The 13058-nt window shown below is 61.6% G+C and carries 13 protein-coding genes; 2 read left to right on the top strand and 11 right to left on the bottom strand.

Annotation, left to right across the window (positions count from 1 at the left end; translation table 11 throughout):
* Nucleotides 1-4: 4 nt before the first annotated feature.
* Together FJD34_RS07365 and FJD34_RS07360 are read right to left on the bottom strand one after the other, a co-directional pair.
* Nucleotides 5-490, bottom strand: coding sequence for an anti-virulence regulator CigR family protein (locus tag FJD34_RS07365; RefSeq protein WP_090291721.1), 486 nt, complete (start codon nt 488-490; stop codon nt 5-7).
* Nucleotides 491-563: 73 nt separating this feature from the next.
* A complete protein-coding gene (locus tag FJD34_RS07360) occupies nt 564-1487 on the bottom strand; it encodes a LysR family transcriptional regulator (RefSeq protein ID WP_032863410.1) in 924 nt (307 codons plus the stop codon).
* Nucleotides 1488-1614: 127 nt separating this feature from the next.
* On the opposite strand from FJD34_RS07360, the gene FJD34_RS07355 reads away from it, so the two are divergent.
* Entirely contained in the window at nt 1615-2361 is a 747-nt protein-coding gene (locus FJD34_RS07355; RefSeq protein WP_065943594.1) for a 3-oxoacyl-ACP reductase family protein, read from the top strand.
* Nucleotides 2362-2385: 24 nt separating this feature from the next.
* Here FJD34_RS07355 and FJD34_RS07350 read toward each other — a convergent pair whose 3' ends face one another.
* The gene (locus FJD34_RS07350) at nt 2386-3075 is read right to left on the bottom strand and encodes an HAD-IA family hydrolase (protein WP_032863412.1); all 690 of its coding nucleotides are present in this window, start codon (nt 3073-3075) and stop codon (nt 2386-2388) included.
* Nucleotides 3076-3190: 115 nt separating this feature from the next.
* On the opposite strand from FJD34_RS07350, the gene FJD34_RS07345 reads away from it, so the two are divergent.
* Nucleotides 3191-3556 carry a DUF2784 domain-containing protein gene (locus FJD34_RS07345; protein WP_032863413.1) on the top strand — a complete coding sequence of 122 codons (366 nt, stop codon included), beginning with the start codon at nt 3191-3193 and terminating at the stop codon, nt 3554-3556.
* Here FJD34_RS07345 and FJD34_RS07340 read toward each other — a convergent pair.
* The 8 genes from FJD34_RS07340 to FJD34_RS07305 all read right to left on the bottom strand — a co-directional run bounded on the left by FJD34_RS07340 (nt 3553) and on the right by FJD34_RS07305 (nt 13044).
* Nucleotides 3553-5142: an aldehyde dehydrogenase (NADP(+)) gene (locus FJD34_RS07340; protein ID WP_032863414.1), complete on the bottom strand. Its 1590-nt coding sequence runs from the start codon at nt 5140-5142 to the stop codon at nt 3553-3555. The two genes, FJD34_RS07345 and FJD34_RS07340, sit on opposite strands and share 4 nt — an antisense overlap.
* A gap of 29 nt (nt 5143-5171) precedes the next feature.
* Nucleotides 5172-6167, bottom strand: coding sequence for an AraD1 family protein (araD1, locus tag FJD34_RS07335; RefSeq protein WP_032863415.1), 996 nt, complete (start codon nt 6165-6167; stop codon nt 5172-5174).
* A gap of 13 nt (nt 6168-6180) precedes the next feature.
* Nucleotides 6181-7356 carry an L-rhamnonate dehydratase gene (locus tag FJD34_RS07330; protein ID WP_032863416.1) on the bottom strand — a complete coding sequence of 392 codons (1176 nt, stop codon included), beginning with the start codon at nt 7354-7356 and terminating at the stop codon, nt 6181-6183.
* Nucleotides 7357-7566: 210 nt separating this feature from the next.
* Nucleotides 7567-8814: an OprD family porin gene (locus FJD34_RS07325; protein WP_032863417.1), complete on the bottom strand. Its 1248-nt coding sequence runs from the start codon at nt 8812-8814 to the stop codon at nt 7567-7569.
* Between the two features lie 89 nt (nt 8815-8903).
* Nucleotides 8904-9920 carry a c-type cytochrome gene (locus tag FJD34_RS07320; protein ID WP_090291723.1) on the bottom strand — a complete coding sequence of 339 codons (1017 nt, stop codon included), beginning with the start codon at nt 9918-9920 and terminating at the stop codon, nt 8904-8906.
* 40 nt (nt 9921-9960) lie between these two features.
* Nucleotides 9961-10872 carry an SMP-30/gluconolactonase/LRE family protein gene (locus FJD34_RS07315; RefSeq protein ID WP_065943592.1) on the bottom strand — a complete coding sequence of 304 codons (912 nt, stop codon included), beginning with the start codon at nt 10870-10872 and terminating at the stop codon, nt 9961-9963.
* Between the two features lie 11 nt (nt 10873-10883).
* Entirely contained in the window at nt 10884-11999 is a 1116-nt protein-coding gene (locus FJD34_RS07310) for an ABC transporter substrate-binding protein (protein WP_032863420.1), read from the bottom strand.
* Between the two features lie 25 nt (nt 12000-12024).
* Entirely contained in the window at nt 12025-13044 is a 1020-nt protein-coding gene (locus tag FJD34_RS07305) for an ABC transporter permease (RefSeq protein WP_032863421.1), read from the bottom strand.
* Nucleotides 13045-13058 lie beyond the last annotated feature (14 nt).

The raw sequence follows: 13058 nt of genomic DNA, 5'->3' as shown, positions 1-13058 counted from the left end.
TCGATCAGTTCAGCACATCGTTGAGCACTTCATAAATGATCCCGGTGGCGATCGTCACCAGGATCAGGTCGGTGCCCGCCTGCTGCCATTCGTAACCGTCGTAATGGGGCAGGCGCCCCAACAGGCGGCCATCGAGTTTCTTGGCAATCCCCGGTGGCAGGGGTTTGCCCCGGGCGAGGTTTTTCTGGATACCCGGCGGCAGGGACGAACCACCGCGCCAGTAGTCGCGGTTATCACCGAGGATGACCCGCACGCCACCGATATCAATCTGCGGCGCACTGTAATTGCCGCCACCCCCGCCTTTCTTGCCGCCGCCCTGGCCCTGATTGCCCGAGCCGCCCTGCCCGCCTTTATTGCCATGGGCACTGCCTTTGTCCTTGCCATTGCCATTGCCATTGCCATTGCCATTGCCGGGATCGGCCAGCAGCGCCGGGGAACCTGCGATCAACGCCAGGCTGGTGAACACAATCAACGCGCGTGATTTGGACATGATTGATCTCGACAGTCGCAAGCCCCATTGGCTCGTATCAGCTTAGAACAGATACCGCTCACAAGTTCCGCCCCTACACCGCGCGGAACCGCTGCGCCAGCTGTTGCTGGGCAAACTGTTCGATGATGAAGTCGACAAATACCCGAGTCTTGCCCGGTAGCAACTTATGCTCGGCGTAATACAGGGAGATGTTGCCGTCATCGACGTACCAGTCGGGCAGCACCCGTTGCAACTGTTTGCTTTCGAGGAACGGCACGGCCATCGGCATGCTCACCAGCGCAATGCCCAAGCCTTGGCTACAAGCGCAACATGCCGCTTCAGAGTCGCCCATGGTCATGCGCGGCTTGAGCATCAACGGCCGCTGCTCACGGGCGCGGTTGGTCAATTGCCAGGTGCGCACGCGCCCGGTTTGCGGCGAACGAATCAGGATGCCATTGCACAGCGCCAGGTCTTCAGGGGCCCGCACGGGCAGGCGTTGCGCCAGGTAATCGGCGGAGGCCACCAAAATCCGGTGGGCCGGGGTCAACTTGCGCGCAACCACTCCCTGGGGCAGTTCGAACCCGCCGCCAATGGCCGCATCGAAGCCTTGGCCGACCAGGTCGACCTGACGGTTATCAAAGTGCCAATCGGGGCTGATATCAGGAAATCGCCGCAAAAACTCCGCCAGCAAGGGCACTACGTAGCGATTGCCGAATACGGTGCCCATGCTCACCTTGAGCGTGCCCACCGGCCGGCCTTCGGCACTGGCCAGGTTTGCCACGGCATTCTGGATAGTCGTGAGGCTGGCGCCGACTTGCTCCAGGAACAACTGGCCGGCTTCGGTCAATGTCAGGCGCCGCGTACTGCGCTGAAACAGTCGCACGCCCAGGCGCGCCTCCAGCTTGGCGACGCTTTTGCCGACGGCCGCCGGGGTCAGGCTCAGGTGCCGGGCCGCCTCGGCAAAGCTGCCACCTTCGGCACTGCGCACAAAGCATTCGATACTGCCAAAGCTTTCCATCTCACCACACTCTAAACTTTTGGTTTACACAGACTATAGCAATCACGGTCTACCGAGACCGGCCAACGAGGTCGATACTCAATTCCAACAACAAGGCAGCCTCGCCTTGAATGATCTGGAGATCGACATGACCACGCAAAACCTCAACGGTAAAGTTGCCTTGATCCAGGGCGGTTCCCGCGGCATCGGTGCCGCCATCGTCCAGCGCCTTGCGGCACAAGGTGCAGCCGTTGCCTTCACTTATGTCAGCTCCGCCGCCAAGGCCGAGGCCCTGCAGAACAGCGTTATCAGCGCTGGCGGCCAAGCCTTGGCGATTCACGCCGACAGCGCCGACGCGAACGCCATCCGCAATGCGGTAAACGCCACCGTCGAGGCATTCGGGCGCCTGGATATCCTGGTGAACAATGCAGGTGTGCTGGCGGTCGGCCCGCTGGAAGATTTCACCCTGGAAGATTTTGACCAGACCCTGGCCATCAACGTACGCAGCGTATTTATCGCCACTCAGGAAGCCACCCGGCACATGGGCGAAGGCGGACGCATCATCAATATCGGCAGCACCAACGCTGAACGCATGCCATTCGCCGGCGGCGGCCCCTATGCCATGAGCAAGGCGGCACTGGTGGGCTTGACCAAAGGCCTGGCGCGCGACCTGGGGCCACGGGGCATCACCATCAACAACGTGCAACCGGGCCCGGTGGACACCGATATGAACCCGGCCAACAGTGAGTTTGCCGAGAGCCTGATCGGGTTTATGGCGGTTGGCCGTTATGGCCATGTCGAGGAAGTGGCCAGCTTTGTCGCTTATCTGGTGGGGCCGGAAGCCGGCTACATCACCGGCGCCAGCTTGACCATTGATGGCGGTTTCAGCGCCTGAACACCTTCTGCCGTTCCTACAGATTCAGCGCAGGGGCGGCAGGCCGTAGGCAGCCAGGTCGAAGTCCGCGAGTTTGCGGATGATCTGGTCGGCATGCGCGTACTTGCTGTCGGCCATGGCTTCATCAGGCACAGCGATAGCGGTCATGTGCGCAGCCTTGGCCGCCGTCACGCCAAACGGTGAGTCTTCAAACACCAGGCAATCCTCGGGCGCAACGCCCAGGCGGCGGGCGGCGGTGAGGAAGATGTCCGGCGCCGGCTTGGCAGCACCGACCTCCGGGTCGTCGGCGGTGACGATAGTGCCGAACAGGCTGAACCACTCACGGTGCAGCGTGGTCTTGTGCTCGAACGAGTTACGCGACGAACTGGTGCCCACAGCTATCGGGATATTGTGCGCACTTAAATGCCGCACCAACACCTCGGCACCCGGCATGCCCAGCGCCTTGGGAAAGCGCTCGCTCATCAACGGCTCACGGATACGCAGGAACTCTTCAGGGCTGATCGGCAAATCCAGCGCCTTGACCACGTATTCAGCCAGGTCCTGAGCACCCCGGCCAATGATGTGCTGCTTGATGCCCCAGTCGTAGGTGCGGCCATAGCGCTCGGCGATGATCTGCGTGACTTCGGTGTAGATGCCTTCGGTATCCAGCAACAACCCGTCCATATCGAAAATCACGGCCTTGATCGGGCCGACAGCAGTACGCGATGCGCTCATCACAAAAGATCCGTGGCAAAGGACTAAAAGGATTCAGCACAATAACGGCCCTGTCGGCCTGCAAGCAACTGATTATCCCTTAGACTGGCCTCCCATCCGTTCAAGCGACCCCGACATGCTTTTGCGCATTGCTGCCGACAGCCTGGTGCTGTTTCACCTGTGTTTTATCCTGTTTGTACTGTTCGGTGGCCTGCTCGCCCTGCGCTGGCGCCGAGTCATCTGGCTGCACCTGCCCGCCGCAGCCTGGGGCATGGCGGTCGAATTCTTCCACCTGCCCTGCCCCCTGACCCGCTGGGAAAACCTGCTGCGCCAACTGGCCGGGCAGGAAGGGTATGGCGGGGGGTTTATCGAGCACTATGTACTGACACTGATTTACCCCGCCGGGCTGACGCCACAGATCCAGTTGGGCCTGGGCGCACTGGTGTTGCTGGTCAACCTGGCGGTGTACGGGTGGATCATCCGGCACTGGCAGCAGCGCTAGTGCTCGATCAAGCGTGCAGACGTGGTCTCTCCATCCACCAGGCGCGCAATCCCCAGCGGATTGGCATTTTTCAGCGGCGCCGGCAACAACGCGTCCGGGTAGTTCTGGTAACACACCGGGCGCAGGAAACGATCGATGGCCAACGTGCCCACCGAGGTACCCCGGGCATCGGAGGTTGCCGGATAAGGCCCGCCATGTACCATCGCATCGCACACCTCGACGCCGGTCGGGTAACCGTTAAGCAGCAAGCGGCCGGCCTTTTGCTCCAATTGCGAAATCAGCGGCGCGCACTGCCCCAGATCCGCTTCATCGGCGATCAGGGTGAAGGTCAACTGACCGTTCAAGGCACTGATGATGTGCTGCAGTTGCGCGTCATCCGCCGCCTCCACAACCACGGTCGCGGGACCGAACACTTCCTCTTGCAGCACCTTGTCGGCATCAAGCAGCAACTGCGCCGAGGCCTGGAACAACTGAGGCCATGCCTGATTCCCCTGCTGTGGTGCGCCCGCGATGTGGCGAACCCCCGAGTGTTCATGCAGGCGTTGCACTCCCTGCTCATAACTGCGCAACGTCCCGGCATTGAGCATGGACTGCGCTGGCAAGGCGGCCAGGCTGGTGCCGAGCTTTTCGACCAGCGCCGTAAAGTCGGCTGAGCGCACCCCCATCAACAATCCCGGTTTGGTGCAGAACTGGCCGCAACCCTGGGTCACCGACGCACTCAACTGCGCCGCCAATGCCTCACCACGAGACGCCAATGCCGCCGGCATCAGGAGCACCGGGTTGATGCTCGACATCTCGGCAAACACCGGGATTGGCTGCGCCCGTGCCGCAGCCATATCACACAATGCCCGGCCGCCTTTCAACGACCCGGTAAACCCCACTGCCTGGATCGCCGGGTGCTTGACCAGCCATTCACCGACACCGCCGCCATAGATCAGATTGAACACGCCGTCAGGCATTGCGGTTTTCTCCACAGCCCGACCAATCGCGGCCGCCACCCAGGCGCTGGTGAGCATGTGCCCGCTGTGCGCTTTGAACACCACCGGGCAGCCGGCCGCCAGTGCCGCTGCGGTGTCGCCACCGGCAGTGGAAAACGCCAGGGGGAAATTGCTGGCACCAAACACGGCCACCGGCCCGACACCGATGCGGCACTGACGCAGGTCGGCCCGTGGCAAGGGTTGGCGCTGGGGCAAGGCGCGGTCGATTCGCGCGCCATAGAAGTCACCGCGACGCAGCACTTGGGCAAACAGGCGCAACTGGTTGCTGGTACGGCTGCGTTCACCTTCGATGCGTGCAGCGGGTAATGCGGTTTCGCGGCAAACGATGTCAATGAAGGTTCTGTCCAGAGCATCGAGTTCTGCGGCAATCGCCTCAAGAAACCCGGCACGGCGCGCCGCCGCCATACCGCGGTACGCCGGATACGCCGCGCTCGCCGCCAAGGCAGCAGCATCGACCTCTTCACGGGTCGCCTGGATGAACTGGCCGTCCAGCGCCGCCCCGGTCACCGCATCGAAGCTCTGAAGTACGGTATCGCCAGCCGCGCTGTAGGCGCCGCCGATGTAGTTATGACCACTGATTTGAGACATGGATGACTCCTGGAAAAACATGGGGTGGCTCACAACGCCTTGATCGCGCCAATCGCCAGTACGTCATCGGTCAGCCTGATGCCATTGCGCAGCGGCGCACCGAAGGCGTCGAGACTGACCTCGAAACGGTCCCCCGGCTGTACACGAATCCCGTCGGCAAACGACAGGGTGGCAGTGCCAAAAAAATGGATATGCACATCCCCCGGCCGCAGGAACTGGGCGTATTTGAAGTGGTGATATTCCAGGTTTGCCAGGCTGTGGCACATGTTGCTTTCACCCGACAGGAACGGCTTCTCCCACAGCACTTGGCCCTCACGGAAAATCCGGCTCATGCCACTCAGGTCTGCCGGCAACTCACCGACCCGCAGCTCCGGGCCGAAACAGCAGAAACGCAGTTTGGAGTGGGCCAGGTACAGATAATTACGGCGCTCCATCACATGGTCGGAGAACTCGTTGCCCAAGGCATAACCCAGGCGCCAGGGCTGCCCGTCATCGCCAATTACATATAGGCCGGTCAACTCCGGCTCCTCGCCGGCATCCTCGGCGAACGGCGGCACCGGGAAGTCCGCGCCGGGGCGTACCACAATGCTGCCGTCCCCCTTGTAGAACCACTCTGGCTGCGCACCAGGCTGGCCAGCCGGCGGTTTCCCACCTTCCAGGCCCCATTTGAAGATGCGCATGGTGTCGGTCATCGCCGCCGTACCCTGGTCCGCCTGCTGGTGCATCTGGTCACGGGTCGCGGCACTGCCCAGATGGGTCAGGCCGGTGCCGCTGACCAGGCAGTGGGCCGGGTCTTCATGGTCCAGTGGTGGCAGGACCCGTGCCGTGTCCTGCAGCTCGGCATACAACGGCCCCGCGTCGGTGCCGCGCCTGGCCACCTCATCCCGCAGGCTGATGCCATTGCGGATCGCACTCAGTGCCAGTTCACGGGTAGAGCGGGTATCGCGCACCACCTGGATCTGCGCACCGTCGACACAGCCAACCTGCCGTTGCCCTTGCGGGTCTTCAAATTGAATCAATCGCATCGCCGGGCCCGCCTTATTCGATGATGTTGAAGTCGTGCAAATACTCATCGGAAATTTCCAGGCCCAGGCCCGGGGTGTGGTCATCCAGCTGGATATAGCCATTGACCGGTTGCGGTTCGCCCTTGAACACGTAGTAGAACAATTCGTTACCCACTTCGACGTCAAACACCGGGAAGAACTCGGCCATCGGCGAGGCCGTGGTGGACATGGTCAGGTGGTAGTTGTGCATCTGCCCGGCATGGGGAATGACCGGCACCGACCAAGCCTCGGCCATGGCGTTGATCTTGCGCGCAGCGGTGATCCCGCCGACGCGGTTGGTGTCGTACTGGATCACGTCCACGGCACGGCGTTCCAGCAGGTCTTTGAAACCGTAGGAGGTGAACTCATGCTCGCCACCGGAGATGGGCATGATGCCCATCTTCTTCAGCTCGATATAACCTTCGATATCGTCAGCGATCACCGGCTCTTCCAGCCAGCGCGGTTCGAACTCGGCCAGCTTGGGCAACATCCGCCGCGCATACTCCAGGGTCCAGCCCATGTAGCACTCCAGCATGATGTCCACGTCCGGCCCGGCCAGCTCGCGCAGGGCCCGCACTTGTTCAATGTTCTTGCGCATGCCCGCCGGGCCATCCTTGGGACCGTAGCCAAAGCGCATCTTCAGCGCGGTGAAACCCTGGTTCAAATAACCCTGGGCCTCTTCCAGGAACAGGTCGAGGTTGTCATTGGCGTAAAGCTTGGACGCGTAGGTCCAGATCTTCTCCTTGGTACGCCCGCCCAGCAGCTTGAACACCGGCTTGTTGACGGCCTTGCCCATGATGTCCCAGATGGCGATGTCGATTGCCGAAATGGCCGCCATGCCAATGCCCTTGCGACCCCAGGCGTGGCTCTGGCGGTACATTTTCTGCCAGATGTATTCGTTGTCGAACGGGTCTTCGCCAATGGCAATCGGCGCCAGGTAGGTGTCGATGATTTCCTTGGCCACACGTGGCGCCAGTGCACAGTTGCCGATGCCCACCAGGCCGGTATCGGTTTCTACCTCTACCACCAGCCAGCCATGGAAACGGAACGAGCCCATGGCGTCACCGCGTTCGAACAGGATGTCGCTGGCATTGGTGCAAAAGTGCGCCTGGGGCGGCACGACCTTGCCCTTCCATTCGAAGACACGGGTACGGATGGATTTTATTTTCATTATTCAACTCCTTCGGGTGAGCAGAGCGCCGACACCGCAGCGCTTCAAGTCCGCAAACTCTAGCCACGGGGTCGGGTGCTGGATAATCACTTGTGTGCATCCAGTGATAGCCTGGGGTAATACGTTTTAAGAAAAAAATCAGGCTTGAGTTATCTCTAGTGGGAGAGCCGGCTTGAAAAAAACAGACCGGCTATCTGGCCACCAGAAGCGTTAAAACAGATTCAGGTTGTAGGCCACCACCAACCGGTTTTCGTCGTAATCCTCGCCATAGCTTTTGCGCACGCTGGAGTTGCGCCAACTCAGGTTGACGTCTTTGAACGGGCCGCTTTGCACCGTGTAGGCCAATTCGAAATCGCGCTCCCATGACGTGCCATCACGCACCAGGCCGACATTCGCATCAGAGCCGTGGATGTAGCGCACCAGGCTGGTCAAGCCGGGCAGGCCCAGGGCGACGAAGTTGAAGTCGTAACGCAGTTGCCAGGAGCGCTCATCGGAATTGGAGAAGTTGTTGTTGTAGGAATCGTTGGCCATGGTCTTGCCGCTGGTGCCGGCCAGGGCCAGCCAGCCGGTGCCCTCGCTGACCCGTTGCAACCCGACAAACATCGTGTGCGGCCCGGTGCTGGCGGAGAACAACCCGCCCCAGGCCTTGCTGTCGAGGTTGCCCGCCTTGGCACTGCCCTGCTCCTGATCGACGAAGTAGCCAAGCTTGGCCGCCAGGGTCCAGTCGCCAACAGGCTGGCGATGGGTCAGGTTGTAATAGCGCTGCTGGTAGATGTCTTTGAGCTGCGCCTGCCATACACCCACCTGGGTGCGCTCCTGGTTGAAGCGATACTCGGCCCCGACATAGTTGAAACGATCCGAGGTAACCCCCGGAAAACGGTTGGCCCACATGTCCTGGTCATCGGTGGAGTTGCGTTGCGCCACCTTGCGGATCTGCCCGCCGCTCAGGGTCAGGCCTTCAAATTCGCGGGAGGTCAGTGCCAGCCCCTCAAAGGTCTGCGGCAACAGGCGTCCGTCATCGGCGCGCAGCACCGGGATATCCGGGCGCAACTCACCGACCTTCAACTCGGTGGCCGACAGCTTGGCCTTGAACGTCACCCCCGCCCGTCCATAGCTGTCCGGCGCGCGACCATCATCGTGACGTGGCAGCAACTCGGTGCCCGTGCGATCCGGGCTGCTGTCGAGCTTGAAACCGCTCATGGCGCTGACATCCAGGCCAAATCCCACCAGCCCCTGGGTGTAGCCGGAACGGAAGTCGAGGATAAAACCCTGGGCCCATTCTTCGGCCTTGTTGCGGGTTGCGCTCGCCCCCTGGAAATCGCGGTTGAAGTAGTAATTGCGCATCAGCAGGTTGGCGCTCGAATCCTCAATAAAGCCGTGTTCCTGGGCCATCAACGGACTGATCGGTGTGACCAGTGCCAGCCCTATTGCCGTGGGTGTGATTACTGCAAGTTTCATGGCTGCTCTCTTTTCTTATAGGCACAAGGAAGCCTTCCAGGCCGACAAGACCCAGAGGCGGGGGGAACCGTCAGTGTTGGGTTAAAGGGCTATTCGGAAGGCGTCGGGAACGGGCCGAAACGCACACGCTGATAACCTGTCGGGTCATCGGGAAAGTGTTCAGGAACGGCAAAACCCGCCGGGCGCCACGCGGGGTCCGGGTAGGCATCGCCCCGTTGCGGCGCATGCCGGCGAGGTAATTCGCTGTTGACGTAGGCGGCGATGTCATAGGCCTGTTCGACACTCAACAATGGTGTGTCGGCGGTGCTGCCCAACGGCATGTTGGCGTGAATGAATTGAGTCAGCAGCGGCACCATGTACATATGCCCACCGTCGTCGTAGGTATCGTCGCCCGCAATCGGCGGGAACACATAACCGCCGCCAGTGGCAAAGTCCGGCGCCTTCAGCCCCAGGCCCTGGGCGCCATGGCATTGCACACAGTATTGGCCGAACAAGGCCTGGCCCCGACCAGGGTCGGCGGCTCGCTCAGGCAAGGTAATACGCGCCAGCCCCGTGCCTTGCATGCTCATCCCCGGCTGCGCCTCACTGCCCAGCCAGCTCAAGTAGGCCAGGATCGCCTTCATCTCGGGCGTGTCCGCGCCCATGCTCGCCTCGCCCTTGCCGAACATACCGGCGACCCGCTGTTCCAGGGTGATCACGCGCATGCTCTTGATATCGAGCCTGGGGTAGTCGTGGATCGCATTGACCAGTGCCAACCCATACGGTTTGCTGCCCGGCAGCCCCGACGGGCCGGCTTCGTGGCAATTGATGCAGTTGAGGTTGTTGCGCGAAAAACGCTTGCCGGGATCCGCCACCAAGGGGCCGGCCAGGCGCGTGGTGTTCTGCAGCAAGGCCATGCCCTGGCGGATCAGCACGGCGTTGGGCTGACGTTCGATATCAACTGCGTTTGGCACACGCCACGGCTGCACCGCACGGGCCTGCTGCGCCTGCAGTAACTGTGCGGCCTGCTGGCGGTCAAGCTCCGGCTCAGCAAGAACCGCGGTGGTGGTGAGCACCCCACACAGGAGCGCTCCGTGGATCAACCACGAAGGTAGGGTCATAAACATGTCTGGCTCGCTTATTGTTGTTATGGCGCGGCGTTGATGTTCAAGCGGCTGCGAATTGACAGCCCCGGGTGTTCAAGTCGATGGCATACAGCGATGTCGAGGCGCTGATAAACAAGCGCTCGCCACGCAGCCCGCCAAAGGTGCAATTGGAAATTTTCTCCGGTACATGGATCTTGCCCAGGCAGGTGCCGTCGGGCGCATATACCTGAATGCTGTCCAGGGAGCTGATGTACAACCAACCCTGATGATCGACCCGAAAGCCATCCGGCAGCCCCGGTTCGATCACCGCAAACACCCGGCCATTGACCAGCCTGCGGCCCGCCTCGACATCAAACACGCGCACGTGATGGCAGCCTGCTGGATCATGAGAGGCCGAGGTATCGGAGATGTACAGCAAGGATTCGTCCGGCGAAAACGCCAGGCCATTAGGCTTCTGGAAATCATCGGCGACCCGTTCCAGGACGTTGGCGAGCGGGTCGAAACGGTACACATGGCAGCCATCCTGTTCGCTGTCGGCCTTGTAGCCTTCGACGTCACTCATGATTCCGTAGGCCGGATCGCTGAACCAGAGGCTGCCATCGGACTTGACCACCAGGTCGTTGGGCGAGTTGAGCCGTCGTCCTTGATAACGGTCCACCAGCAGCCGCACCTCACCGTCCGACTCAGTACGGGAAATGCCCCGGCGACCGTGCTCGCAACTGACCAGCCGGCCCTCGCGATCCAGGCTGTTACCGTTGCTGAAATGCGACGGCTGGCGGAACACACTCACGCCCTGCCCTTCATGCCAACGCAGCATGCGGTTGTTGGGAATATCACTCCACACCAGGGCCTGTTCGGCGGGTAGCCATACCGGGCCTTCTCCCCAGATGGCGCCGCCGCCAAGGCGCTGCAACACGCTGCCAGGCTTGAGAATGTTGTGCAGCCGCGGGTCAAAAATCTCGATACCGGTCATGAGCCTCGCCCTCAGCGTTGCCAGATTTTGCGATAGGCCGCGGCATAACCGTTGTCCGGATCGAAGGTATTACGCGGGCCGCCGTCCACCTGGATATTGTTGGCCGTGATCAAGTGCACCGCCGTCACATAGTTGCTTGGCCCAACCCCGGCAAAGGCGCGGTTCAGTTCGTCGATCAACTGCCAGCCGTGCAAGGTCACCGGCTCCGGTACGGTGGCGGCCTGGTAGCTGGATTTGCGGATGCGCTGGTACGCCGATTCGCTGCCGTCACCCGCCGACAGGCTCAGCGGTGGCTGGTCGGGCTTGCGCCCCAGGCGACTGAGGGACGAGCCGATAAAGTCGAAATACAGGTCATTGATGCCCAGGGTGTAGTTCCACTTGTCGCCAAACCGCTGCAACAACGATGTGGTCAGTTGCGGCATGCGCGACGAGGTTTCAGCCAGCGGCGAATCTTCCAGCGCCAACAGGCTGCACCCGCTGCATTGCTTGATGACCTCGGCCATAGCGTCGGATTTGGCGGTGGCCACCGCGTACAGCGAATCGGTGAGGATCACCACGCCGGCCTTGCCGTCCGATTGCGCCACAGCGTAGTAGGCGGCGATTTTCGCCACATCACCGGGGTCGGTGGTGACATTGACGAACAAGCCTTCCTCGGCCATCGGCCCGGCGCTTGGTCCGGCGTGCCAGCCCACCACGGGGATCTTGGCCGCCTGGACTTTCTTCAGGGTGCTGAGCTGTTCCCGGGCGTCGAAGCCACCCAAAATGATCCCGTCCGGCTTGAGCACGATGCCTTGGTTCAACGCCGCCGTGCGCCCGGACACACTGCCCTGGCCATCAAGGATACGCAGCTTCCAGCCCATGACTTGCGCTGCGGCCTTGACCCCTTCACTGACCCCTAGCACACCGCTGTTGCGCAGGTCCGAGGCGATAAACAGCACCTGTTTGCCCGCTTGCGCCACGGGCCCGCTGTCCGGGCCTTGCCAAGTGGTCCAGGGCTGGGTGGCCGCCTCCACCCGTTGCCGGGCCTGTTCGACAAACTCGTCTGCCGCAGCCTGGGCAATACTGGCGAGCGAGATCAAGGCAACACACACGAGCAAGCGGGTACGACGAAACACTTCAAGGCTCATAAGGTTCTCCCAAAAAAATGATGGTTCAGGGTTTGGCCGGTGTATTGCGCACCCGCACCCGGCGCCGGCCCGCATAACCGGCAATGCCGATGGCCAGCAGCAAGGTCACACCGTTGAACAGTGGCTCGACAAAAAACGCCCCGCCCAGTTGCTGGATACCGGCGATGCCCACCGCCAATACCGCCACGCCAATCAGCGTGCCCCACACATTGACTCGGCCCGGCTTGATCGTGGTCGAACCGAGAAACGCCCCGACCAGGGCCGGCAACAGGAACTCAAGGCCCACGCTGGCCTGGCCGATCTGCAAACGCGAGGCCAATAACACCCCGGCAAACGCCGTCAACACGCCCGAGCCCATAAAGGCCCCGACCACATAACGCCGGCAGGGAATACCATTCAACTCGGCCGCTTTCGGGTTGGCACCAATCGCATAGAGAAAACGCCCGATCGGCAGATACTCGGTCACCACCCACAGCAACAGCGCCAGGCCCAGCACGTAGAACGCGGCGATCGGCAAACCGAACAGGCTGGCACCGTTAAGCAACAGAAAGCCTTCTGGCAAATCCCCAAACACCTGGCGGCCACCGCTGTGCCACAACGCCAGGGCGTAGACCACGGTGCCGGTGCCGAGGGTGGCGATAAACGAGTCGATCCTGGCCATTTCCACCAGCAAGCCGTTGATCAGGCCGAACAACAACCCGGCCGCCAGCACGATCAGCACCGAGGCTTGCCAGGAAAAGCCATAACGGGTCTGCAGGCTGATCGCCAGGATGTGCCACAGCACAATGCCGTAGCCCACGGTCAGGTCGATCTTGTTGGTGAGCATCGGCACCATCGCCGCCAGGGCCAGGATCGCGATGATCACCTTGTCGCCCAGGATCGAGTTGAGGTTGAGCAGCGTAGGGAACGAGTCCGGCAGCAGCACCGAGAAAAACACGATCAGCCCCAGCAACAAGACCGGCATGCCGTACACCGGCAGCAGGCGCGAAAAGTCGCGGGTCAGGATCCTCGGGCTAACCGCCGAGGCAGGATTATCAGCGTTCATGGCAGGCCTTCTTG

The organism is Pseudomonas brenneri, from assembly GCF_007858285.1.
In the GTDB taxonomy this organism is placed as follows: domain Bacteria; phylum Pseudomonadota; class Gammaproteobacteria; order Pseudomonadales; family Pseudomonadaceae; genus Aquipseudomonas; species Aquipseudomonas brenneri.
The sequence above is the reverse complement of the archived record's forward strand: the minus strand, read 5'-3'. Positions and strand labels throughout refer to the sequence as shown.